We start from the raw sequence: 24134 nt of genomic DNA on the forward strand, positions 1-24134 counted from the left end.
GGCTCGCTCCTTGCTTCGATAATGGCCGACTGGACGGAGAAGTACCGCCCGAGCACGCTCTCGGAGGTGCGCGGCAACGACAAGGCCCGCGACGCGTTCGCGGAGTGGGCCCGCTCGTGGGACGACCACCGCGAGGCGGTCGTCCTCCACGGGAGCCCGGGCGTCGGGAAGACGAGCGCGGCGCACGCGCTCGCGAACGACATGGGGTGGGAGACCGTCGAGCTCAACGCCTCCGACCAGCGCACCGCCGACGTCATCGAGCGGTTCGCGGGACGGGCCGCGCGCAACGCCACCCTCGGCGGGAGCGCGGCGGGCGGCGGCGCGGCCGGCGGCGACACCGCCTCCCGGCAGCTCGTCATCCTCGACGAGGCCGACAACATCCACGGCAACTACGACCGCGGCGGCGCCTCGGCGATCACGAAGCTGGTCAAGGAGTCGGGCCAGCCCATCGTGCTCATCGCCAACGACTTCTACGACATGTCGCGCGGGCTCCGGAACGCGACTCAGGAGATCGAGTTCCGCGACGTCTCCGCGCGTTCCATCGTCCCGGTCCTCCGCGACGTCTGCCGCAAGGAGGGGATCGAGTTCGAGTCGGACGCGCTCCAGCGGATCGCGGAGGGGAACCGCGGCGACCTCCGCGGCGCGATCAACGACCTCCAGGCCGCGACGCAGGGGCGCGACTCGATCACGGTCGAAGACGTGGTAACGGGCGATCGCGACAAGGCGCTGGGGCTGTTCCCGTTCCTCGACGCGGTCCTCAAGGAGGAGTCCGCGGAGGAGGCGCTCCAGTCGGCGTACGCCGTCGACGAGACGCCCGACGACCTGACGCGGTGGATCGAGAACAACCTCCTCGACGTGTACGAGCCCGCGGAGGCGGTCCGCGCCTACGACTTCCTCGCGAACGCGGACGTGTGGCTCGGCCGCGTGCGCGCCACCCAGAACTACTCCTACTGGCGCTACGCGACCGACAACGCGGCCGCGGGCGTCGCGGCGGCCCGCGACGGCGAGAAGGGCGGGTGGACGCGGTACGGCCGCCCGCAGTTCTGGTCGTCGTCGGACGCGACCGCGGACGAGGTCGTCGGGAAGATCGCGGCCGCGAGCGGCTGTAGCGTCGCGACCGCTCGCCGCGAGGTGTTGCCGTTCCTCCAGGCCGTCACCCACCACTGCAAGCCCCGCGAGCTGACCGTCGCGATGGCGGCCGCCTACGACCTCGACGAAGAGGGCGTCGCCTTCGTTACCGGCTCCGGCGAGTCGACGAACAAGGTGGCGTCGATCGTCGAGGACGCGCAGGCGCGGCGCGACGAGCTGATCGAGGAACACGCCGACGGCGCCTTCGCCCTCGACGCGGCAGGGCGCGCGGACGGCGACGACGCGGCGGCCGACAGCGACGACGGGTCCGCCGCGGCCGGATCCGACGCGGACGCTGCCGGTGCCGGTCGCGACGACCCCGTGGACGAGGAAAGCTCAGACGACGCGGCCGCGGGAGACGACGACGGCGACGACGATCAGGCCGGGCTGAACGACTTCATGTGAGTCGCTCCCCGGCCGCGCACCGCGGAGCGGCTCCTGATCGGCTCCGGAGTTCGCAGGTGGTCCCTTCTCTCCGACCCGCTTTCCGTCCGGCACCGTGTCCGTCGGGGTGCGACGCGGTACCGGACGAGCGTTCCGGCAGGACGGTCAGACGCCGCGAGTCCGACTCGCCTCGCCCTCGGACGGCTCCGCGGTCTCGACCGGCTCGTCGCAGACGAACTCGAACCGAGCGCCGCCCTCCCGGCTCCGGGCCGCCGAGACCGTCCATCCGTGAGCCTCCGCGATCCGCTCGACGATTGCCAGTCCGAAGCCGGTCCCGCCCGGGGCGGTCGTGTGCCCCGGCTCGAAGACGGCCTCCCGCTGGTCCGGGTCGATCCCCGAGCCGTCGTCCGCGACGTAGAACCCGTCGTCCGTCCGCCCGACGCGAACGCGGACCGCGGCGTCCTCCGCGTTTCCCGCGGCGCGCTCTCCCGACAACTCCTCGCGCGGCGAGAACGTGCCGGACGCGGCCCGGTCCCCGGACCCGCTCTCGACCGGGTCCGAGCCGGGTAGCGCGTCGACGTCCTCGGGCGTCCCGTGTTCGAGGGCGTTCCGGAAGAGGTTCTCTAAGGCCTGCCGGAACCTGTCGGCGTCGCACGGGACCGTTCCGAGCGGGCCGTCGACGACGAGGGCGGCGTCTGCGCGTTCACCGACGGTCTCCCACGCGCTCTCGACGACCGGCCGCAGTTCCGTCGGCTCGGCGGACTGGACCGTCTCTCCCTCCCGCGCCAGCGTCAGCAGTTCGCCGATGAGGTCGTCCATCCGGTCGAGCGCGTCGAGGGCCCGGTCCAGCCGCTCGGGCGACGCGTCCTCGTCGAGTTCGGCGGCCAGTTCGATGTTCCCGACTGCGACGGAGAGGGGGTTCCGAAGGTCGTGTGAGACGACGCTCGCGAACTCCTCGAGCCGTTCCCGCTGTCGCTCCAGCCGTCGCCGTCGCTGAACGCGTTCGTCCGCCAGAAAGAGGTACCCCACGACGTCGCCGTCGTCCGTCGCCCGCCCTCGCTCGTGGACCCACCGCGGCCCCTCATCAGACGTGACTCGATACACCACGTCGACGGGGTCCGAGTCGAGCGCCTCGCGGAGCCGCTCCCGGTCGTCGCCGACGACGCGGTCGAGCCAACCGCCGTCCGGTCGTTCCGCGACCTCGGGCCGTGGCTCACCGGACGCCTCGATCACGAACCGCGAAGGGTCGCCCTCGGGGCGACGGTACGCGATCCCGGGCCGCCGTTTCGTCGAACGCGACACGTGTCAACGAGGTTACTCGGCAATGATAAACCTTACTCGGATATCACTTGTCATGCGCTGAGAACAACTAAATATCGTGTGAAATAATCGGTGGAACGGGGGAATGCCGGGGGTACTTTGTCGCGGCCGCCGATGGATCGGCGTATGCGCGCAGCGATCCTCCGAGCGTACGGCGAGCCGCTCGCGGTCCGCGAACTCCCGGACCCCGAACCGGCCCCCGACGGCGCCGTCGTCAGCGTCGACGCCTGCGGCGTCTGCCGCAGCGACTGGCACGCGTGGGCCGGCCACGGCGAGTGGGCGAACGACCGGGTCCCGCGCGGCCAGGTCCTCGGTCACGAACCGGCCGGCGAGGTGGTCGACGTCGGCGACGAGGTGGACCGGTTCCGCCCGGGCGACCGCGTGGTCGTCCCCTTCTCGCTCGGCGACGGCACCTGTCCGCACTGCCGCCGCGGGGCCGGCAACGTCTGCGAGGACGGGCGCGCGCTCGGGTTCGAGGCCGCCGCGCCGGGCGCGTTCGCGGAGCGGGTGGCCGTCCCGGCCGCCGACTACAACCTCGTCGAACGCCCCGAGTGGCTCGGCGCGACCGCGGCCGCGGCGCTCGGCTGTCGGTACATGACCGCCTATCACGCGCTCGCGGAGCGGACGACCGTCGGCGGGGGCGACGCCGTCGCCGTCCACGGCTGCGGCGGCGTCGGGCTCTCCGCGGTCCAGATCGCGGCGGCGCTCGGCGCGCGCGTGATCGCGGTCGACGTCGACGACGACGCCCTCGCGCTCGCGACCGAGTTCGGCGCGGCCGAGACGGTGAACCCGGCGTCGCTGCCGGAAGAGGACGACTCAGTTCCCGAACGAGTCCGGGACCTCACCGACGGCGGCGCCGACGTCTCGCTCGACGCCTTGGGGATCGCTGAAACCTGCCGCAACTCCGTCCGGTCGCTGCGGCCGCGGGGCACGCACGTCCAGGTCGGGCTCACGACGGACGCCGAGCGCGGCGAGGTGTCGCTGCCGACGGACTGGATGACGCGGTGGGAGATCTCCTTCGTCGGCTCGCGCGGGATGCCACCGACGAGCTATCCGGACCTGTTCGCGCTGATCGAGGCGACGGGGATCGACCCCGGCGACCTGGTCGCCCGCGAGCTGTCGCTGTCGGAGGTCTCCGACCGGCTCGCCGCGATGGACGAGTACGAGGCGACGGGCGTCGAGGTCGTCACCGACTTCGAGGGGTGACCGTCACCGCTCGCGGTTCGCGCCGAGCCCCGGGATCGCGACGCGGGCGTCGACGCGCTCCATGAACTTCGACGCCGTGAGCACCAGCGCGAGGTACATCGCGCCGAGTATGAGGAAGACGGCCGTGTACCGGAAGGTGTCGGTCGCGACCTGGTTGGCCCGGTAGTACAGCTCCGGGACCGTGATGAAGCCCGCGAGCGACGAGTACTTGATCAGGTAGACGAACTCGTTCGTCCACGAGGGGATCGCGTAGCGGAGCGCCTGCGGGAGCACCACGTAGTAGATCGACTCGATCTTCGAGAGCCCGATCGCCCGTCCGGCCGTGATCTGCCCCTCGTCGACGCTCTCGACCGCGCCGCGGATGTATTCGGCCTGGTAGGCGGCCCCGTTGAGCGTGAATCCGAGGATCGCGACCCAGACCACGTCGCGCGGGAACACGCCCGACAGCGACGCCGGAACCGACGCCGCGAGGTTGAGGCCGTAGTACAGCACGAACAGCTGCGCGAGCAGCGGCGTGCCGCGCAACAGCTCGGTGTATCCCAGCGAGAGCCACGCCGAGAACCGGCCGTACACCCGCGCGACCGCCAGCGGCACGGCGATGAAGAAGCCGCAGACGAGGCTCACCCCGGTGATGACGACCGTGAGCCACGTCCCCTGCGCGAGGACGGGCGAGAGTTCGACCACGAACGCGGCGTCGGCCGCCACCGCGGCGAGCCCCGGCACCGCGGCGAACGCGCTCTCGACGGCGTCCGGCGCGACGAACGGCTCGCCGACCGGGGCGATGGCGCCGCCGAGCCATCGGTTGACCCAGCTGACGACGAGCCAGCCCCAGAACAGCGCGCCGGCGGCGACGAGGAGGGCCTTCCCCGCGGACGCGTCCGCGTCGGCCACGCGCTCGCCCACCGTCCGCGGTCGCGTCGCCCCCGCCATCAGTCGTGGCTCGCGATGCGTTCGAGGAAGCGGCCGGTCCGCTCGTTCTCGGGGCGTTCGAACAGCTGCTCCGGCGGGCCGCGTTCGACGACCCGACCGTCGTCCAGGAACACGACCTCGTCGGCGACCGCCCGCGCGAAGCTCATCTCGTGGGTGACGACGAGCATCGTCATCCCCTCGTCGACCAGGGACCGCATCACCTCCAACACCTCGCCGATGAGCTCGGGGTCGAGCGCGCTCGTCGGCTCGTCGAACAGCATGAGCTTCGGCTCCATCGCCAGCGCGCGGGCGATCCCCACGCGCTGCTGTTGGCCGCCGGACAGCTCGGCCGGATACGAGTCGAGCTGGTCTGCGAGGCCGACGCGCTCCAGCTGGTTCGCCGCGCGCTCGCGAGCCTCGTTCTCGGAGAGGTCGAGGACGCGGCGGGGTCCGAGCGCGACGTTTCCGACCGCGCTCAGGTGTGCGAACAGGTTGAAGCTCTGGAACACCATGCCGACCTCCCGCCGGAGCTCGTCGACGTCGGTGTCGGGCGAGAGGACCTCCTCGCCGTCGAGGGTGATCGAGCCCTCCTGGGCCTCCGCGAGCCGGTTGACGCAGCGCAGCATCGTCGACTTCCCGGAGCCGGACGGGCCGATCAGCACGGTCACGTCGCCCCGGTCCATCCCGAAGGAGACCTCGTCGAGCACCTGCTCGTCGCCGTACCACTTCGAGACGTCGCTCACCCGGAGGAAGTCGCCGTCAGTCACGCCGACTCCCCCTCCGGGATCGCGTAGCGGGTACCGAGGTAATCGAGCGCGCGGTTCGTCGTGAACGTGAGGACGAAGTAGATGCCACTGATGAACAAGATGACTTCCAGGACCGCCGTCGTCTCCTGCGTGAACAGGTCGTACCCGCGGGTCAGAAGCTCCGCGAGCCCGATCGCGAAGACGATACTCGTGTCCTTCAACACGATGGTGAACTCGTTTTGGAACCCCGGGATCGACCGCCGAAGCGCCTGCGGCACGACGACGTACCGGATCGCTTCGAACTGCGAGAGCCCGACGGATCGGCCCGCCTCCAGCTGGCCGTCGTCGACGCTCGACAGCGCCGCACGGAATATCTGCGACTGGTACGCCGCGCTCCGCAGCCCCAGTCCCAAGATGCTCGCCGAGATCGCCGGTGAGATCGACCCGACGCCGAGGTTCACCTGCGGGACGCCGATCACGAAGTACATCACGAGGAGGATGACGACGATCGGCGTCCCGCGGAGAACGACGCCGGCGGTGCTCACGAGCCGCTTCGGGAGCCCCTCGCCGTACACCTCCACCGCGCCGGCGGGGAAGCCGGCGAGGAACCCGAGCAGGATCGACGCGACGGTGAGCCCGACCGTCAGCAGGACGCCGCCGGCCAGGTAGTCGACGTTTCGGACGACGAACCACCAGTCGGCGGGATCGCCGACCAGCCACCAGTCGATCGACTCGCTCACGGACCCGACGGCGGCGGCCGTCAGCGGCGTCTCACCGGAGGCAGTACTCGGCGCGAGAGCGCCGAGGCTATCGGACGCGTCGAGCGCGAGGGGCCCCGCGACCGACATCCTACTCCTGCCCGAACCAGGTGTCTCTGAGCTCTCCGAACGTCCCGTCGTCCTGGACGGTCTGGAGCCCGCTGTTGAGCGCAGACTGGAGCTCCGACTCGTTCTGACGGATCCCGAAGCCGTACTGCTCGCCGGTCTGCTCGACGAACGCGACCGTCACGTCACGGCTCGCGGTGAACGTGTCCGCGACGGGGGTGTCGACGACGACCGCGTCGATGTTCCCGTTCGTGAGGTCCTCGACCGCGAGGACGTAGCTGTCGTACGTCGAGGAGTTGTCCTCCGAGATGATTCCCTCGTTGACGAGGTTCGACTCGACCTCGCCGGCGCCGGTGGTCCCGGACTGTGCGCCTACCCGGGTCCCCTCGAAGTCCGCCCACCCGGACGGCTGGAAGTCGCCGCCCTCGCGGACGAGGACGGCCTGGTTGGCCTCCCAGTAGGGGTCCGAGAAGTCGATCGTCTCTTCCCGCCCCGGTTCGATCGTCAGCGCGGCGGCGATCACGTCGATCTCCTCGTTCTGGGTGAGCGCGGGGATGAGCCCGTCGAAGTCGAAGGTGGCCCACTCGCCGAGCTCGTAGTCGGTCTCGGCGACGACGGCTTCGAGCAGGTCGACGTCGAACCCGACCAGCTCGCCGTCCTCCCGCATTTCGAACGGCGGGAATCCGGGCGCGGTTCCGGGCGTGATCGTCATGTTGCCCCCGCTCTCGCCGAGACAGCCGGCGAGGCCGGTGGCTCCAACGGCGGCCGTTCCGCCGGTCAGTTTCAGGTAGGTCCGACGACTCACGTCGGCGTGCGTGCGGCGTGTCATACCCGTGCGAGTACGGCGAGCGATTTTAACCTTTCCTCCCTCGGGCAGGGCCAATCCGTCTCTGGGAGTCCGACACCGCCTCTGGCAGGGTGGCTAACAAAGATTCGGCCGTGCGGCGCCGGTCAGTCGCCGCCGATGGGGACGGAACCGTCGCGCACCTCGTCCGTCCCGCGGAGGGTCCACGCCGCGCCCGCGGCGAGCGCGACCGCGATTCCCAGCGCGGCGAGGTTGATCCCCTGCCACGTCGCGGTGTAGAGGACCAGGTCGCGGCCGAGAAGCAGCGTCGCGACGAGCGCGGCCATCGAGCCGGCGGCGAGCGCGCGGACGGTGGCGGCGGTGCCGGCGTCGAGCCCGTCGTGCCCGCCTCGGACCGCCTCCGTCGCGTACGCGACCGTCGCGACGAGCCCGAGGTGTCCGGCGAGCCCGGTAATATAAAAGGCGGCCTGCGCGGGCGGCGCGTAGGTGAGGAACGGCACCGCCCGCGAGAAGAGCGCGCTGGCAACGATGCCCGCGACCGCGACGCCCGCGGCCGCGCGGAGGAGACGTGCGTTCCCGCGCCCGCCGCCCCAGATCGTCGCCAGTCCGAGCAGCGTGAAGATGGACAGCGCCCCGATCAGGTGCGCGGCGTGAGTCGAGACCGTGTACCCGCCGGGGATGAGTCCACCAAGGGTAACGGTGATCGCACCGACCGTGATCTGGACCGGGAGGATCACGACTGCCAGCGTCGCCGCCAGCTTGGTCCGGCGCTCGAATCCGGAGCCGAGCCACGTCCACCCGACGACCCCGACCATGAGGAAGCCGGTCACCATCGCCCACACGCGGTGGAACCACTCGATGAAGTCCGGGTTGATCGTGAGTGCCGGAATTAGCTGGTCGGAACACAGCGGCCACTGGGCCTGACACGCGAGCCCGGAACCGGTCGCCGCGGTGTAGACGCCGAGCGAGAAGAGGACGAGCGTCATCCCCGTCGTCGCCGCCGCGTATCGCCTGAACGTTAGCCACGCGGGCCGAAGACTCATTGGCCGAATTCGGGCGCGCGCGTACTTAGACCGTTCGGCCGCTCCCCGCGCTCGGGAAGTGTATGCGGCCGCCTGCCACGCCCGGGGAGCGCATGCGGTCGCCTGCTACGACCGGGAAGCGCGGCGTCGCGCCCGCCGGCTTCCGAACGCTTTTGACTGACCAGTCAGTCAGTCAGTATTAGTACGAACCGAATGGAACACACGGACCGACCGATCCCCGACGCCGCGCACGGCCCTCTCCGCGAACGCGACGATCCGATCCCTTCCGGGGTGACCCGCTGATGGGCCTCCGCGACTCGATCGACTCGCTGTTCAAGGGCGCCGACGAGCTCGACCTCACCTCCGGCGACATCGGGTGGCCGCTGTTTTTCCTCTCTTTACCGATCGTCGTCCAGAACCTCTTTCAGGTGCTGTACAACCTGGCCGACACCTTCTGGCTCGGCCGCTACAGCACCGAGGCGCTGTCCGCGATCACGTTCGCGTTCCCGATCGTCTTCCTGATGATCTCGCTGGCGCTCGGCGTCTCCGTCGCGGGGAGCGTCCTCGTCGCGCAACACACCGGTGCCGGCAACGAGGAGCGCGCCGCCTACGCCGCCTCGCAGACGATGGCGTACGCGGCCGTCATCTCCGTCGTGCTGGGCGTGCTGGGCTACGTCCTCGTCGACGACGTCACCGCGCTCCTCGGCGTGAACGAGACGGTCGCGCCCCTCGTCGTCGAGTACATGCGGGTGTACGCGGTCGGCCTGTTCGCCGTCTTCGGCTTCGCGGTGTTCATGGCGCTGATGCGCGGCTATGGCGACACGGTGACGCCGATGTACGTCATGGCCGGCTCGGTGGTCCTCAACATCCTCCTCGACCCGATCTTCATCTTCGGGTTCGACGCGAACCCCCTGTTCGGCGCCCTCGGCCTCGGGGGACTGGAGGCGGCCGCGCTCGACGCGACCGGGTTCACCGGCTGGGGGATCGCCGGCGCCGCCATCGCGACCGTCGGTTCCCGGGCGCTCGCCCTCCTCGTCGGGCTTCGGATCATGTTCCGCGGTGACCGAGGGGTTCGGATCCGGCTCTCGGAGATGCTCCCGGACCTCGAGTTCGGCAAGACGATCCTCGGCATCGGCCTCCCCGCCTCCGCCGAGGGCGCGGCCCGCTCCGTGTCGATCACCGCGCTCCTCGTCGTGGTCGCGAACTTCCCGAACGCGGTCAGCGGGGCGTACGGCATCGGGACGCGGATCTTCTCGGTGATCTTCCTGCCGGCGCTCGCCGTCTCGCAGGGGATCGAGACGATGACGGGACAGAACATCGGCGCCGAGGAGCTGGACCGCGCCGCCGAGACGAACCACTTCGGCGCGCGTGCCATGCTCGGCCTGCTCACCGTCGGCGGCGGCGTCATCGTCCTCGGGGCGCGCCCGATCGCCGGCGTCTTCTCGCCGGACCCCGCGGTCGTCGACCACGCGACGACGTTCCTCCGCGTGAGCGGGCTCTCGTTCGGGTTCATCGGAGTCATGCGCGCGTACACCGGCGGGTTTCGCGGCGCCGGCCACACGATGATCGCGGCGGTCATCTCGCTTGTCACGCTCGGCTTCGTCCGCCTGCCGGTCGCGTGGGTCGCCGCCGGGTCGCTCGGCGCGATGGGGCTGTGGATCGCCTTCCCGGTCTCGAATGTCGTCGGCGGCGTGGTCGCGTATCTCTGGTTCAAACGGGACACGTGGCGCGAGGGGAACCTGACCGAGGACGACGCCCCCGTCGAGGAGATCGGACCCGGGGTTGCCTCGCCCGATAACGACTGACGACGCGTTCGCGCCCTCGACGGCGAGCGGGGGCGGTGTCGGCGGTCCGACTCCGTTCCGGGCGCTATCTTTCTACGAGGAGAGAATCCCGGCGTTTACGCCGAGAGTGAATCCGACAGCGTTGACACAATCTCTCACCGATTGCAGGCTGGATATTCCACGCTCATCCACACCGTTAAGTAAGTGTATTTACATAGGCTATGTATGGCGATTAAGGCCACACGCACCTACGTTGGTTCCATCAAGAACCACCAACAGGTCTGCGATGGTCTTGATTCGCTCGGAGATTCCGCCTCCAAAATCTGGAACGTCGCACGATGGACAGCCGATCGTATCTGGGACGCAACCGGCGAGATCCCCGATTCAGGAGCGCTGAAATCGTACATGAAGAACCAGCCGTGCTGGAAAGACTTGAACGCACAATCCAGTCAGAAAGTCATCGAAGAACTTTCTGACGCTTTCCAGTCTTGGTTCGATCTGCGACACAAGTTCGATGAGGCGAATCCGCCCGGCTACCGCAAACACGGTAACACCCGGCCACGTTCCACGGTCACGTTCAAAGAAGACGGATTCAAACACGATCCTGAGAACGACCGGGTCCGACTCTCGAAAGGCTCGAATCTGAAAAAACACTTCTCAGACTTCCTGCTTTGTGAGTACCAGACCCGACCAGATGTTGATCTCTCGGAAGTCAACAGCGTACAGAACGTTCGTGCCGTCTGGAACGGTGACGAGTGGGAACTCCACTTCGTCTGTGACGTCGAGCTCGAATCTGCCGACACAGCAGGCGACGGCATCGCAGGGATCGACCTCGGCATCACAAACATCGCCACAGTCGCGTTCCCCGACGAATACGTGTTGTACCCCGGTAACTCGCTCAAAGAAGACAAACACTACTTCACCAGAGCTGAGTACGACACCGAGGGAGAGAGTGGCCCGTCAGAGCAGTCGATGTGGGCACGTCGAAAACTCTCCAAACGTGAGACACATTACTATCACACGTTGACGGACGCCATCATCGCGGAGTGTGTCGAACGCGGTGTTGGCACGCTCGCGGTGAGCTGGCCTGAAGACGTGCGAGCGTCAGACNGCGTCAGACTGGGGCAAGACCGGGAACAAGAAGCTCCACTCGTGGGCGTTCGACCGCATCTACCAGTACCTCGAATACAAAGGCGAGATGCGGGGTGTAGAGGTACTGAAAGAGAACGAGTGGAACACCTCGAAAACGTGTTCACGATGTGGAGACGACACGAAATCGAACCGTGTCGAACGTGGCCTGTACGTCTGTTCGTCGTGCGAGTTGGTAGCCAACGCAGATTGTAACGGGGCGGAGAATATGCGTCAGAAGATAACTCCGAGTCCTCACGGCGAGGATAGGAGTAACGGCTGTGTGGCACAGCCATCGACATACTTGTTCGACCGCGAGAGCGGGACGTTTCACACGAGAGAACAGGTCGTGTCGTAGACCAGCAAATATCCCACCTGCGATACGGGAAGCCTCTCCGTTTACGGCGAGGAGGATGTCACCCGGACAGCTCCCGTTTCGCCTTCCGCGCCCGCTCGGACATCTCTCCGTTGCCGTCGACGTCCGCGAGCGTCTCGATCGCCTCCAGCTTCCGGACCGAGTCGTCGAGGAACGAGAGCACGTCGCCGGTGTAGGCGTACACCATGTAATCGTCGGTCATCACGTCGACGATGGCCTGCGGGCCGAGCCCCTCGGCGCGCAGTTCGAGGACGTAGCGCATGAACTTCTCCTCGGGATGGCCGCAGTAGGGGTTCGAGTCGCAGTCGCAGTCGAGGAAGTCCTCGGCGAAGTCGAGGACGCGGTCGCGGGTCGTCTCGTCGAGCTTCGAGAGGCCGTCGCCGGTGAAAAGCAGGTCGAGGGTGGCGCCGGCGAACGCCCCCTTCGGGATGTTCGCCTCCAGCTGGGAGGCGAGTTGCCGGTGGTTTTTCACGTAGATCTTGTCGGTGAAGGCCACAGTTACGCTCCGATACGCCGCGGATCCTGAAAAGCGGCGCGGTGATCGGAGCAGCGCGCGACCCGTCGGCCGGACGCTCCGTCCCGGACGCCACTCGATGCCACGCCCGTCCGGGAGTCGTAACCGTTATTTACCGAAGCGGGGTACTTTGCGACGCGTGTCCGGGTTAGGGTAGTGGACTATCCTTCAGCCTTGTGGAGGCTGAGACGCGGGTTCGATTCTCGCACCCGGACCTTTTCGCGAAACGTGACGACGAACCGATTAGAACTCGATCCGCTCGCCGTCCTCCGGAACCAGCACGTCCTCGGTCTCCGCCCGAAGCTCCTCGCGCGAGAGCAGGCAGTGGTTGATCGCCTCCATGTGGACCACGGCGACCGCGGCGTCGGTGGCCTCGCGCACGGCGGTCACGTCGTTGACGCCCATCGTGATCGGCTCGCCCTCGTTGAACCGCGCCGCGCCGCCGTTGAGGAGGACCGCGTCGGGCTCGAACCGCGCGAGCGTCTCCGCGACGGGCTCGTACCAGACCGTGTCGCCGGCGAGGTACAGCGTCTCGGCGCCCTCGAAGACGAACCCGGAGACGGGGCCCATCTGCTCGGCCAACTCCCCGTGTCCGTGGCGGCCGGGCGTCCGGCGGAGCGTGACGCCGTCGAACGAGGCCGTCTCCTCGACCGGTCGCACGTCGGTGAAGCCGTCCTCGACGAACGCGTCCTCTTCGGCCGGCTGGCAGAACAGCGGCACGTCCGCGTCGAGCTCCGCTGCCGCCGCCTCGTCGAAGTGGTCCGGGTGGCGGTGGGTGACGACCACCGCGTCGTGCGTGAGATCGACCTCGGGCATCGAGACGAGCGGGTTGTTCCGGTCGTTCGGAGTGTTATCGATCGGGGGCAGCGCGCCCCGCGAGGCGAACAGCGGATCGACGAGGAAGGACGTCTCGTCCACGGTCGCGAGGACCGTGGCGTTGCGGGCGAGGGTGACGTCGAGGTCGGCGTCTGTCGGCATACCTCTCTTTCGGGGAGCCGCGGGTTGTGACTTGTGGCGCGCTCACTCGGCGCACGCGGCGGCGAACTCGCGGCACGCACGCTCGAACGCCGCCGATACGGGCTCTCTTCGGCGTCGACGCGGCCGGCCGCCGCTCCGCTCACGGGCGAGTTTTATTCCGATGGGAGGAGATCCCTCGGAGTATGACCGAACCCCACAGGCGTCTGAACCGACGGGACGCGATTCGGGCCGACGCGGCGGTAGAGGCCGGATTTCTCAGCGCTCTCGATGGGTGTCCCGATCGCCACGGCACCGCGTTTGAGGAGGGGTTCGAGGGCGGACTCGGCGGTCGAGCGATCGGTCCCGAGCGCGACGCCGACGAACTCGCGGCGTGCGTCGGGCGGCGATGACCGGTCCGGCGGGGGCGACGTCGGGCACGGACGACGCTCCCGACGCCGACAGCAGCGCGGACACCGCCGACACGATGCGCGAGCGCGCCGGCGAGAACCGGGTGAAGCTCTGGCTGCTGTTGCGCGCGAACCGGCTCGTCGTCGCGGCGGTCCTGACGTTCGCCGTCTTCGTCGCGTTCGTCGCCGTCGCGGTCGCGCTCTCGCCGTCGCTCGCGACGAAGGTCGGCGCGAGCGACCCGATCGAGACGCTGTTCGCGTCGATGATCACGGCGATCGTCACCGGGGCGACCCTCGTCGTCACGATCGGACAGCTCGTGCTCACGCAGGAGAACGGCCCGCTCGGCGACCAGCGGGAGCGCATGGACGACACGCTCGCGGTCCGGGACGACATCGCGGACCTGACCGACGGGCCGACGCCCACGGACCCGGCCGCGTTCCTCGACGCGATCCTCGGCGCCGCGGCGGGGCACGCCCAAGACCTCCGCGACTCGGTGGACGACGAGGGAGACGACGCCGACGGGTCGGGCCGGGACGCGCTCCGAGCGGAGGTCGACGACCTCGTGACGGGACTCACCGAGAACGCCGACGCGGTTCGCGGCCAGCTCGACGGCGCCGAGTTCGGCTCCTTCGACGTCGTCTTCGCCGCGCTCAACTTCGACTACGGCCCGAAGATCGGACAGATCGAGCGCATCGCCGCCGACCACGACGAGGCGCTCACCGACGACGAACGGGGACGCCTCGGGGAGCTGAAAGCGACCGTGTCGCTGTTCGGGCCCGCCCGCGAGCACGTCAAGACGCTGTACTTCCAGTGGGCGCTGATCGACCTCTCGCGGCTCATCCTGTACGCCGCGGTGCCGGCGCTGGTCGTCGCGGGCCTCATGCTCACGGCGGTCGACGCCGGGACGTTCCCGGGTCGCACCCTCGGCGTCGACCACGTGACGCTCGCCGTCGGGGGCGCGTTCGCGGTCGCGCTCCTCCCGTTCTCGCTTTTCGTCTCCTATCTGCTCCGCGTGCTCACCCTCGCGAAGCGCACGCTCGCCATCGGGCCGCTGGTGTTGCGCGACTCGGAGTGAGCTCGCTGTCGCTCTCGAACGTGCGGGACGCTCGGACGCGTCAGAATGTCGCCCGCGACACTACCGGACGAAAATCTACTAGTAGGCTCGGTGGAAGTAAATGGGGTGAATTCCGGCCCAGACGTTCAAGTATGGTGGCGGCGTAGCGTACTGTATGAGCCAGGTGACGAGACGTATCGTACAGGAACTTCATGACGAACCGCATCTCGAAGGCAGACGGATTACTGTTCAGTTCATCAAAGAACAGATCGAAGAGCGGGAGCTCGACCCGAGAACAGTCGCCGATCGCCACGATCTAGACGTAGCTGATGTCTATCGAGCGCTCACGTACTACCACGACCATCCCGAGGAGATGCGTACGGTTGAACGCCAGCGGCGATCTGCGATTGAAGACCACGATCACCTGACGACAGACCCCGACGACGTGCGTGGCTGATGGGGTATCGAATTCTCGCAGACGAAAACGTTGAGCAGGCGACGATCAATTATCTGCGGAAACTCGGTCACGATGTCGAGTGGGTCGGCGATGTCGAGGAGCTCGATCTCGGCGCTGACGACAGGGCGATCGCTACGTACGGACGCGAGACGAACCGTCTCGTTCTCACCCAAGATGACGACTTCTTTACTCAGTTCGACATCGAAGATACTGCTGGAATCCTCTTTCAGAAGGATCAGACGCTTTCGGCCCGAGAGGTAGGAGATGTCGTGCACGAACTCTCCGAGCATATCGACCAGTCCGACGTGACGCTCGAATACGTGAGTCGAAACTGGCTGTAGAACTGACGTTAGGAACCAATAGCATAGTCGAAATGTACGCCCGCGACACTAACGACCGGTCTCATCTCCGGCGGCGTGCCGCGTCGACCGGGAAACCCTCGTGGCGGGCGGTCGCCTGCGCGGCGACGGGCGGGTCGCGTCAGCGACCGATGTAGCGCGCCTGGGTTCTCCGCGCTGTCATCGCTCCCATCGGGGAGTACTCGGGCGGGGACTAATGGCGCGCGCTCGACGGTAGCCGCCCGGCGCGTTTAAAAGGTCCGCTGGGAGACCGTCACTCTCGTTTTTCGCTGCCACCGACGCTGATCGTGTCCGCTTCCGGCTCCTGCGGTTCCGACACGGAGACGGGGTCGATCCCGCGTCGATTGGCGTCGAACTCGGAGAGCAGATAGACGAGCGCGACGAGTATCAGGACCCCGACCGGGAGCAGCACGAACGGCGTGATCCCGAGGAAGCCCCACACGAGCAGCAACGCCACCGAGACGAGCCCCACGGTGACCGCGTAGTAGATCTGCGTGCGGACGTGGTCGATGAGGTCCGCGCCGGTGAACGTCGCGGACAGCACCGTCGTGTCGGAGATAGGCGAGCTGTGGTCGCCGAAGATGGCCCCGGAGAAGATGACGCCGACCATCACCGCGACGAGGGTGTGCCCCTCCGCGCCGCCCCCGGTGACCTCCCAGGCGATGGGGACCGCGATGGGCGTCATGATCCCCATCGTCCCCCAAGAGGTCCCGGTCGAGAAGGCGATGAACCCGGCGACGACCATCACGAGCGCCGGGAGGACGGCCTGCGGGACCGTTCCGACCGTCGCCTCGGCGACGTACTGGCCCGTCTCCAGCGCGGAGATCACCTCGCCGATCCCCCACGCCAGCACGAGGATCGACACCGCGGTGAGCATGATCCCGAACCCGTCGACGGTGTACTCAGTCGCGTCGCCGAAGCCGAAGACCCGGTAGACCTTTCCGAGGACGAACCCGGACAACACCATGCCGAAGGCGCCGATCATCAGCGCGGTCGCGAAGTCCGCGTTGATGACCGCGTTCCACAGGCGGTCGCCCGCGCTCCCGAACTGGGCCGCCAGGAGGTCCGACAGGAAGCCGGTCGGCGCGAAGCCGCCGGACCAGAACGCGGTCGCGACCGTGACGACGATCAGGACGCCGACCGGCGCGAAGAAGTTGATCAGCCGCGGCGTCGACGCCGGCGGCTCCCCCAGTTCGCCGGCCACGTCCTGCATCGGCTCCGCGCCCTCGCGGGTGACCCGCCCGGTCGTCCACGACCGGTGTTCGGCCGTCAGCATCTCGCCGTAGTCGCGACCCCACAGCACCACGATGGCGACCATCGCGATCGCGAGGATCGCGTACATGTTGAACGGAATAGAGGAGAGGAACACCTCGAAGGTGCTGGGCCGGTTCGCCTCGGCGACGCCCGCCTCCGCGTATCCCTCCTCGATCAGCGACAGCTGGAACGCGACCCACGAGGAGATCCCGAGCGTGGCGACGGGGGCGGCGGTGGAGTCGACGATGTACGAGAGCTTCTCGCGGGAGATCCGGAGCTGGTCGGAGACGTCCTTCATCGCCGAGCCGACGATTGCGGTGTTGGCGTAGTCGTCGAAGAAGAGGACGATCCCGAGCACCCACGCCGCCAGCCCCGCCTTGCGCTGCGTGTCGAGGCGCTCGATCGCCCAGTCGCGGATCGCGTACGTCCCGCCGAGGTTCCACACCAGCGCCACGCCGGAGCCGAGCAGCAGCGTGAACACGAGGATCGTCGCTTGGAACCCGTCGTCGGCGATGATCGCCGCCACGATCCAGTCGAACGTCTGGACGATCCCGAGCCCGCCCGTGTAGATAACGGCCCCCGACCAGATGCCGAGGAACAGCGAGAGGATCGCCTTGCGGGTGAGGATCGCCAGCGCGATGGCGAGCAGCGGCGGGACGATCGAGAGCGCTCCGAACTCGGACATAGCGTGCGAGTACCACGCACCCATATTTAAAAGGGATCACCGAGCGACGGAGAACGCACGACCGCGACCGGATCGCACCGGCCCGCGAGCGCGACCGGACCGCACGGCCCGCGGGCGCGACCGGACCGCGACCGGCGGTATCGACGCCTATCCGAACGCACTTACGTCCCTGTCACGGACCCACGCGCAATGTCTGTCCGAGTAGGCATCCTCGGCGCGACGGGCGCCGTGGGCCAGCGATTCATCCAGTTGCTCGACGACCACCCGACGTTCGACCTCGCCGCGGTCACGGCGAGCTCGGAGAGCGCGGGCGAGACGTATCGCGAGGCGGCCAAGTGGCGCGTCGACACGCCCATCCCGGCGGACGTGGCCGGGATGGAGGTCGCGGAGACGACGCCCGCGGGCATCGCGGGCGACGACGTCGACCTCCTCTTCTCCTCGCTCCCCTCGGGCGTCGCGGCCGAGGTCGAGCCGGCCTTCCTGGAGGAGGGGTACGTCGTCTCCTCGAACTCCTCGAACGACCGGATGGCGGCGGACGTGCCGCTCACCATCCCGGAGATCAACCCCGACCACCTCGACCTGATCGAGGTCCAGCGCGACGAGCGGGGCTGGGACGGCGCCCTCGTGAAGAACCCGAACTGCTCGACGATCACGATGGTGCCGACGCTCGCGGCGATCGACGAGTTCGGCCTGGAGAGCGTCCGCGTCTCGACGCTTCAGGCCGTCTCGGGCGCCGGCTACTCCGGCGTCACCTCGATGGAGATCATCGACAACGCCATCCCGCACATCGGCGGCGAGGAGGAGAAGATGGAGACGGAGTCGCGCAAGCTGCTCGGCGAGTTCGACGGCGCCGAAGTCGCGCTCCACGACGCCGACGTGGCCGCCTCCTGTAACCGGATCCCCACGCTCGACGGCCACCTGGAGAACGTCTTCGCCGAGTTCGCCGACGACCCATCGCCGGCGGACCTCCGCGAGGCGATGCGCTCGTTCGAGGGCGTCGGCGACCTCCCGAGCTCGCCCGACCAGCTGATCAAGGTGTTCGGCGACGACGAGCCCGAACGCCCGCAGCCCCGCCTCGACCGCACGTACGCGGACGGGATGGGCATCGTCGCCGGCGGCGTCCAGTCGACGGACGCCGGCGCGAAGTACAACTGCCTCGCGCACAACACGATCCGCGGCGCGGCCGGCGCCTCCCTGCTCAACGGCGAACTGCTCGTCGAGGAAGGGTACGTCTGAGCAACTCGCGCGCCGACCGATACTCACTTTATTCTCCGCGTTCCGTTCGCCGACGCCATGGCAGCGCCAACCGCGAAACGGTCCCTCCGCCGAGGCGTCGCCGTCCTCCTGATCCCGCTTTCGGGGGCGACGACGCTGCCGGACTTCGTCGAGTCCGCGCTCCCCGGCGTCTCTGACGCCGTCGGTATCGTGCTCTTCGTCGCCGCCGTCGCGTACCTCGTCGGGAGCGTCGGCAGGCAGGTGGCCGCGGCGGCCGACACGCCCCTGTAGGCGGCTCCGGGCCGGGCTCGCCCGCACTGTCTCGGCGACCGAAGCGTTGAACAGGCGCGTCGCGGAACGGGTCTCGCATGGTCGAGAAAGACGCCGTCCGCCGCGGATACGACCGGATCGCGGCGGCGTACGCCGCCGACCGCGTCGAGGACGGCACCGGGCGCGCGGTGCTCGCCGAGTTCCGCGAGTCGCTGCCGGCGGCCGCGCGCGTCCTCGACGCGGGCTGTGGACAGGGGACCCCTGTCCTCGCCGACCTGAGCGCGTCGGCGGCCGCGGTGGGGACCGACATCTCGCGGACGCAGTTGGATCTGGCTGCCGAGCGCGTCCCGAACGCGGCGCTCGCACAGGGGGACATCGCCGCCCTCCCGTTCCGCGACGGCGCCTTCGACGCGGTGACGGCGTTCCACTCGCTCATCCACGTCCCGGCGGCGGAACACCAGTCCGTCGTCGACGAGTTCGCCCGCGTACTCGGAGCGGGCGGTCGGCTGCTCTGTTCGGAGGGCCCGGAGGAGTGGACCGGCGCGAACCCCGACTGGCTCGACACCGGCGTCGAGATGCAGTGGCACATCGCCGGCGCCGAAGCGACGCGGACGCAGCTCCGGAACGCCGGGTTCGTCATCGAGCGCGAGCGGACCGTCGGCGACTCGCTCGCCGAGGGCGACGACGCGCGCTGGACGTTCTTCGCGGCGCGGCTGGCCGAGTGAGCCGCCGCGGACCGCTATTCGTTCACTTCCCTTCGAACTCGGGCTCGCCGTCGCCCATGAACGCCGTGACCCCCTCCATGAGGTCGTCGGTGTTCATCACGTGGCCGAAGCCCATCGCCTCGACCTCCAGGCCGGCCTCGTTGTCCGTCCGCCCGGCGTGGATCGCGCGCTTCGTGTACTTCTGGGCGATCGGCGGGCCGCCGGCCAGCTGCTCGGCCAGCTCGCGGGCCCGCTCGTCGAGCTCGTCGTCGGGGACGACCTCGTTGACGAAGTCGTAGTCGGCCATCGTCTCGGCGTCGTAGCGGTCGGCGGTGAGGATGATCTCTTTCGCGCGCCCCTCGCCGACGATCCGGGCGAGGCGCTGCGTGCCGCCCCACCCCGGGAGCAGGCCGAGGTCGAGCTCGGGCTGGCCGAGCTCGGAGCGCTCCGAGGCGATCCGCATGTCCGCCGCGGTCGCGAGCTCCATCCCGCCGCCGAGGCAGTAGCCGTCGATGGCGGCGACCACGGGCTTGTCCGACTCCTCGAACTTGCCGAACGTCTGCTGTCCCTGTCGGGAGAGCTCGACGGCGTGGATCGGGTCGGCGCCGCCGGCGGCCATGCTCTGGACGTCTGCGCCCGCGGAGAAGGCGCGGTCGCCGGCGCCGGACAGGAGGATCGCCCGGACCTCGTCGTCGGCGTCGAGCCGGTCGATCGCCTCGGCGAGCTCGTCGAGCACCTCGCCGCTGATGGTGTTCATCCGGTGCGGGCGGTCGATCTCAACGTGGCCGACTCGGCCGTCGACCTCCACGTTCAGCACCTCGTAGTCGGGGCCGCCCTCGGCGTCGCTCGCGTCGCCCGCGGCGCCCCGGAACCCGCCGGATTCGGCGGCCTCACGGAGGTAGTCGGTCGCCTCGTAGCGCGCCTCGCCGGTCTCCTCGGCGAGCGCGTCGAGCGTCTCGACGAGCGTGTCGAGCCCCTCCTCGTCCGCGAGCTTGGCCGGGCCGTCGGGGAAGCCGGCGCCGAGCTTGACGGCCTCGTCGATGTCGTCGGCGTCGGCCACGTCGTTGCCGATGAGGCCGGCCGTCTCGTTGGCCATCACCGCGAGCAGGCGGCGGCGGACGTCGGCGTCGATCGCGTCGCTGGGTATCTGGGCGCCGTCGCCGTCCTCGTAGTCGTAGAAGCCCTTCCCGGTCTTCTTGCCGAGGTTTTCCGCCTCGACCTTCTCGCCGAGCAGGGGGCAAGGGCGGTAGGCGTCGCCGAGGACCTCGTGCATGTACTCCAACACGTGGTACCCCACGTCGACGCCGACCTGGTCGGCGAGCTCGAACGAGCCCATCGGCAGGCCCATGTCGAACTTCGTCGTGGAGTCGACCGCCTCCATCGTCGCGTCGCCGGACTCGACGATCCACGCCGCCTCGTTCATCAGCGGGACGAGGATACGGTTGACGATGAAACCGGGGCTGTCCTTCCGGACGCGGACCGGGGTCTTCCCCATCGACTCCGCGAGCCCCTCGATCAGTTCGAGGGTGTCCTCGCTCGTGTGCTTCCCGGAGATGACCTCGACGAGGTCCATCCGCACCGGCGGGTTGAAGAAGTGCATGCCGCAGAAGCGCTCGGGCCGATCGGTGACCTCGGAGAGCTCGGTGATCGAGAGGCTGGAGGTGTTGGTGACGAAGACGGCCTCGTCGGGGGCGTGCTCGACGACCTCGTCGTACACGTCCTTCTTGATCGCCATCTTCTCGGGGACGACCTCGACGACGACGTCGGCGCCGTCGAGCGCGTCCTCGAGGTCGACGAACGCCTCGACGCGGTCGAGCGCCGCGTCGGCCTCGTCGCCGCCGATCCGGTCCTTCTCGGCGAGCTTGCCGAGCGACCACTCGATCTGGTCGTATCCGTTCTGGACGAGTTCGTCGTTGATGTCGCGGAGCGACACGTCGTAGCCGGCGAGCGCCGCCACTTCCGCGATGCCGTGCCCCATGTTTCCGGCACCGAGCACTGCCACGCGCTGAACGTCTTCGAGCTGCATACCCGAACGGTCGGAACCGTCATGGTTGAACGTTTTCATCTTCCAAACGCGAAACGTACTGTAAGTTTATTAGGGCAGGCTACGCCGGATCGCCCCGCGCCGGGGAACGGAACCGAACGTACTCGTGCGTGCGGTCCCGTCTCCCGGACATGGACGACGACGTCGCGGCGACGCTGCGCGAGGACCCCACGATGGCGGCGCTGGTCGACCGACACGGCCCGCTCGACGTCGCGCCCGCGGACGACGAGTTCGGTCGGCTCTGTACCTCGATCGTGAACCAGCAGCTCTCGACCGCCTCTGCGAACGCGATCCGCGAGCGGTTCCTGGACGTGCTGGGCGGCGACCCGACCCCCGACCGCGTCCTCGCTGCCGAGGAAGATGCGTTGCGCGAGGCCGGGCTCAGCGGTACGAAGGTCGAGTACCTGCGCAACGTCGCGACCGCGTTCCGCGACGACGAGCGCGACTTCACCCGGGAAGGGCTGGCCGGCGTGAGCGACGAGGCCGTCGCCGACCGCCTGACTGAGATTCGTGGGGTGGGCGAGTGGACCGCGCGGATGTTCTTGATCTTCGCGCTCGGCCGCGAGGACGTGCTCCCGCTCGGCGACCTCGCGGTCCGGAAGGGGATCGAACAGGTGTACCACAGCGGCGAAAAGCTGTCGCGCGCGGAGATGCGCGAGATCGGCGAGGCGTGGCGCCCCTACCGGAGCTACGGCACGCGGTACATCTGGGCCGAATACGAGTCGTAATCGGTTGGGTATGGATCGCTCGTGAGCGTTGTCCGAGTGCCAGTCGTTCGGCCGGGCGACGGTGAATCTTATAAAGGGCCGATCGTCGCGACTACCACCGAAGCCTCAGCCGCTCGGCGATGCGTGGCTGGCCACCGATCGGCGGCGAACACTTCCAAAGCCCCAGCCGCGAGGCGGACGTACGCTCGTTGCGGTCCTCAGTCGCTCGCGTCGCTCGCTCCTTGCGGTCCTTACGTCGCCTACGCCAGCCTCGCGGCTGCCCCTTTGAGTCCCGCCCGACCGCGACCGCACCTCACGCCTCCCCAGCCTCGTCGGCCTCCCTTCGGTCGGCCGACTCCCTCGCGCGGTGCCGTTCGCGGCCGCCTCCGGCGGCCGCTCACGGGCACGCGCCACCGCAACTGATCCCGTCTCGTCGACCGCGTCTCCGTCTACTCCTCTTCTTCGAGGATCTCGCCCGCCTCGTCGCGCTCCGTTTCGTCGGTGTCGGCACGTCGGCGCACGTCGACCCGGTAGTCGGTGAGGATGTCGCGGCCGAGGAGCAGGGGGTACTCCATGTGCCCGCGGTCCTCGACGCTCGCGGTGACGGTGTGCTGGTTGCCCCCGATACCGATGACGAGGTCGACCACGGGGCGGGCCTTCCCGCCCTTCATGCTGCCCGACTTGACGCGCGTCATGCTCTTGATCGGGCCGGCGCCGATCTCGGCGGCCAGCTGGGTGTCGATACTCGTCCGGGTCGCGCCCGTGTCCGACTTCGCGAGCGCCTGCGTCGAGCCGGAGGTGCCGGTGACGACGACCTCCTCGATGTAGCCGATGTCTGGCTGCTCGGTCGAGCTCGGCTTCGGCGCGGGCGCACAGGAGGGCCGCGAGTCGTCGAGACTGGCGGCGACGCGCTCGACCGCCTCGTCGTCCACCTCGCCGCCGACCGTCTCGATCGCGAGCTTCGCGATGTGCGGGGCGGGGCTCGTGCCGGTCGCCTCGAAGAGGCCCTTGAAGCCGGCGGTCGGGTTCACCTCGAGGACGTACCAGCCGTCGTACCCCTCGACGAGGTCGACGCCGGCGTAGTCGAGCCCCATCACCTCGGCCGCGTAGAGGGCGGTGTCGGCGGCCTCCTGGGGCATGTCGTCGGTCGCGTCCTCGACCGCGCCGCCGAGCGCGACGTTGGTGCGCCAGTCGCCCTCGGGCGCGTAGCGGTACATCGAGCCGACGATCTCGTCGCCGACGACGTACACCCGCAGGTCGCGGTGCTTCTCGTCGTCGCGGTCGATCAGCTGCTGGAGGAACGCCTGCCGGTTCCCCACCTTCGGGTTCACGCGCTCGGTCAGGTCGACCTTCCACGTCCCGCCGCCGTGGGTCCCGATCGCGGTCTTGTACACGCCCACGTCGCCGAACCGCTCGCGGCCCTCGTTGAGGCGGTCGTTCGAGAGCGCGAGCAGCGCGTCGGGCACGCGGATGTTCCAGTCGGCGAGCGTCGCGGCCGTCGCGAACTTGTGGATCGACGCGAGCACCGCGTCCGGCTCGTTCAGCATCGGTCGGATGCGCTCGAACGTCGTCGCCAGCCCCAGCAGCTCCGCGGGCTGGTCGGTGTTCGAGAGGAGGAGCCGGTTCGCGATCACGTCGACCGCGGGCTCGACGGAGACGTCGCCGTCCTCGACGCTGACCGCCGCGTTCTCCTCGCGGAGCCACACGGGCTCGTGGCCGAGGTCCTCGACCGCGTTGCAGATCGCCTTCGTCTCCTTGCTGTTGTGCAGCGACAACACTCCCACCCGAACGGAGTCCGAACTCATACCTGCTCCTGCGCGGGCCGTCCTAAAAGACGCGCCGATCGGTTCGGCGGTCGCCCCCCGAATCTCCGG

Annotated in this window: 22 protein-coding genes, 1 tRNA gene and 1 pseudogene; 13 read left to right on the top strand and 11 right to left on the bottom strand. The window is 68.8% G+C overall.

Annotation, left to right across the window (positions count from 1 at the left end):
* Positions 1 to 21: 21 nt before the first annotated feature.
* Positions 22 to 1533 carry a replication factor C large subunit gene (locus C466_RS04205; RefSeq protein ID WP_004595243.1) on the top strand — a complete coding sequence of 504 codons (1512 nt, stop codon included), beginning with the start codon at positions 22 to 24 and terminating at the stop codon, positions 1531 to 1533.
* A 144-nt stretch (positions 1534 to 1677) separates the two neighbouring features.
* Here the strand turns inward: C466_RS04205 and C466_RS04210 are convergent, their stop codons facing one another.
* Complete coding sequence (locus tag C466_RS04210) at positions 1678 to 2814, bottom strand: sensor histidine kinase (protein ID WP_004595242.1); 1137 nt, start codon at positions 2812 to 2814, stop codon at positions 1678 to 1680.
* 144 nt (positions 2815 to 2958) lie between these two features.
* Here C466_RS04210 and C466_RS04215 point away from each other — a divergent pair, with 144 nt between their 5' ends.
* Complete coding sequence (locus C466_RS04215) at positions 2959 to 4038, top strand: zinc-dependent alcohol dehydrogenase family protein (protein WP_004595241.1); 1080 nt, start codon at positions 2959 to 2961, stop codon at positions 4036 to 4038.
* A gap of 3 nt (positions 4039 to 4041) precedes the next feature.
* On the opposite strand, the gene C466_RS04220 is transcribed toward C466_RS04215, so the two are convergent.
* From C466_RS04220 to C466_RS04240, 5 genes are all read right to left on the bottom strand, one after another.
* Entirely contained in the window at positions 4042 to 4968 is a 927-nt protein-coding gene (locus C466_RS04220) for an amino acid ABC transporter permease (protein ID WP_004595240.1), read from the bottom strand.
* Entirely contained in the window at positions 4968 to 5714 is a 747-nt protein-coding gene (locus C466_RS04225) for an amino acid ABC transporter ATP-binding protein (RefSeq protein WP_004595239.1), read from the bottom strand. Before C466_RS04225 ends, C466_RS04220 begins: the two co-directional genes overlap by 1 nt.
* Positions 5711 to 6541 carry an amino acid ABC transporter permease gene (locus C466_RS04230; protein ID WP_004595238.1) on the bottom strand — a complete coding sequence of 277 codons (831 nt, stop codon included), beginning with the start codon at positions 6539 to 6541 and terminating at the stop codon, positions 5711 to 5713. The genes C466_RS04225 and C466_RS04230 overlap by 4 nt, the downstream gene beginning before the upstream one ends.
* 1 nt (position 6542) lies before the next feature.
* A complete protein-coding gene (locus tag C466_RS04235) occupies positions 6543 to 7346 on the bottom strand; it encodes a basic amino acid ABC transporter substrate-binding protein (protein ID WP_004595237.1) in 804 nt (267 codons plus the stop codon).
* 122 nt (positions 7347 to 7468) lie between these two features.
* The gene (locus tag C466_RS04240; protein ID WP_004595236.1) at positions 7469 to 8308 is read right to left on the bottom strand and encodes a COX15/CtaA family protein; all 840 of its coding nucleotides are present in this window, start codon (positions 8306 to 8308) and stop codon (positions 7469 to 7471) included.
* A gap of 338 nt (positions 8309 to 8646) precedes the next feature.
* On the opposite strand from C466_RS04240, the gene C466_RS04245 reads away from it, so the two are divergent.
* On the top strand, positions 8647 to 10149 hold the full coding sequence (locus C466_RS04245) for an MATE family efflux transporter (RefSeq protein ID WP_004595235.1): 1503 nt from the start codon (positions 8647 to 8649) through the stop codon (positions 10147 to 10149).
* A 204-nt stretch (positions 10150 to 10353) separates the two neighbouring features.
* Positions 10354 to 11614 (top strand): annotated as a pseudogene (locus C466_RS15805) (RNA-guided endonuclease InsQ/TnpB family protein).
* 58 nt (positions 11615 to 11672) lie between these two features.
* Here the strand turns inward: C466_RS15805 and C466_RS04250 are convergent.
* A complete protein-coding gene (locus C466_RS04250; RefSeq protein WP_004595233.1) occupies positions 11673 to 12128 on the bottom strand; it encodes a DUF5814 domain-containing protein in 456 nt (151 codons plus the stop codon).
* Between the two features lie 160 nt (positions 12129 to 12288).
* Here C466_RS04250 and C466_RS04255 point away from each other — a divergent pair.
* A tRNA-His gene (locus C466_RS04255) sits at positions 12289 to 12361 on the top strand.
* Between the two features lie 28 nt (positions 12362 to 12389).
* On the opposite strand, the gene C466_RS04260 is transcribed toward C466_RS04255, so the two are convergent.
* Positions 12390 to 13124, bottom strand: coding sequence for an MBL fold metallo-hydrolase (locus C466_RS04260; RefSeq protein ID WP_004595232.1), 735 nt, complete (start codon positions 13122 to 13124; stop codon positions 12390 to 12392).
* Positions 13125 to 13306: 182 nt separating this feature from the next.
* Here C466_RS04260 and C466_RS04265 point away from each other — a divergent pair, with 182 nt between their 5' ends.
* From C466_RS04265 to C466_RS04280, 4 genes are all read left to right on the top strand, one after another.
* The gene (locus tag C466_RS04265; RefSeq protein WP_004595231.1) at positions 13307 to 13513 is read left to right on the top strand and encodes a hypothetical protein; all 207 of its coding nucleotides are present in this window, start codon (positions 13307 to 13309) and stop codon (positions 13511 to 13513) included.
* On the top strand, positions 13510 to 14586 hold the full coding sequence (locus C466_RS04270; RefSeq protein ID WP_004595230.1) for a hypothetical protein: 1077 nt from the start codon (positions 13510 to 13512) through the stop codon (positions 14584 to 14586). The genes C466_RS04265 and C466_RS04270 overlap by 4 nt, the downstream gene beginning before the upstream one ends.
* A 154-nt stretch (positions 14587 to 14740) precedes the next feature.
* On the top strand, positions 14741 to 15022 hold the full coding sequence (locus C466_RS04275) for a DUF433 domain-containing protein (RefSeq protein WP_004595229.1): 282 nt from the start codon (positions 14741 to 14743) through the stop codon (positions 15020 to 15022).
* Positions 15022 to 15363: a DUF5615 family PIN-like protein gene (locus tag C466_RS04280; RefSeq protein ID WP_004595228.1), complete on the top strand. Its 342-nt coding sequence runs from the start codon at positions 15022 to 15024 to the stop codon at positions 15361 to 15363. Before C466_RS04275 ends, C466_RS04280 begins: the two co-directional genes overlap by 1 nt.
* Before the next feature lie 271 nt (positions 15364 to 15634).
* On the opposite strand, the gene C466_RS04285 is transcribed toward C466_RS04280, so the two are convergent.
* Positions 15635 to 17320 carry a Na+/H+ antiporter NhaC family protein gene (locus C466_RS04285; protein WP_004595227.1) on the bottom strand — a complete coding sequence of 562 codons (1686 nt, stop codon included), beginning with the start codon at positions 17318 to 17320 and terminating at the stop codon, positions 15635 to 15637.
* Between the two features lie 189 nt (positions 17321 to 17509).
* Between C466_RS04285 and asd the strand changes: the two genes are divergently transcribed.
* The 3 genes from asd (at position 17510) to C466_RS04300 (ending at position 19530) form a co-directional block, all read left to right on the top strand.
* A complete protein-coding gene (gene asd, locus C466_RS04290) occupies positions 17510 to 18556 on the top strand; it encodes an aspartate-semialdehyde dehydrogenase (protein WP_004595226.1) in 1047 nt (348 codons plus the stop codon).
* 57 nt (positions 18557 to 18613) lie between these two features.
* Positions 18614 to 18826: a hypothetical protein gene (locus tag C466_RS04295; protein ID WP_004595225.1), complete on the top strand. Its 213-nt coding sequence runs from the start codon at positions 18614 to 18616 to the stop codon at positions 18824 to 18826.
* 77 nt (positions 18827 to 18903) lie between these two features.
* Positions 18904 to 19530, top strand: coding sequence for a class I SAM-dependent methyltransferase (locus C466_RS04300; protein WP_004595224.1), 627 nt, complete (start codon positions 18904 to 18906; stop codon positions 19528 to 19530).
* A gap of 22 nt (positions 19531 to 19552) precedes the next feature.
* Here the strand turns inward: C466_RS04300 and C466_RS04305 are convergent, their stop codons facing one another.
* Positions 19553 to 21535 (bottom strand): 3-hydroxyacyl-CoA dehydrogenase/enoyl-CoA hydratase family protein, encoded by a 1983-nt coding sequence (locus tag C466_RS04305; protein ID WP_004595223.1) that lies wholly within the window; start codon positions 21533 to 21535, stop codon positions 19553 to 19555.
* 149 nt (positions 21536 to 21684) lie between these two features.
* Here C466_RS04305 and C466_RS04310 point away from each other — a divergent pair, with 149 nt between their 5' ends.
* On the top strand, positions 21685 to 22281 hold the full coding sequence (locus C466_RS04310; RefSeq protein ID WP_004595222.1) for a DNA-3-methyladenine glycosylase family protein: 597 nt from the start codon (positions 21685 to 21687) through the stop codon (positions 22279 to 22281).
* 428 nt (positions 22282 to 22709) lie between these two features.
* Here C466_RS04310 and C466_RS04315 read toward each other — a convergent pair whose 3' ends face one another.
* A complete protein-coding gene (locus tag C466_RS04315; protein ID WP_159368539.1) occupies positions 22710 to 24065 on the bottom strand; it encodes a putative ATP-dependent zinc protease in 1356 nt (451 codons plus the stop codon).
* Positions 24066 to 24134 lie beyond the last annotated feature (69 nt).

The sequence above is a fragment of the Halorubrum distributum JCM 10118 genome, from assembly GCF_000337335.1.
Classification (GTDB): Archaea; Halobacteriota; Halobacteria; order Halobacteriales; family Haloferacaceae; genus Halorubrum; species Halorubrum distributum.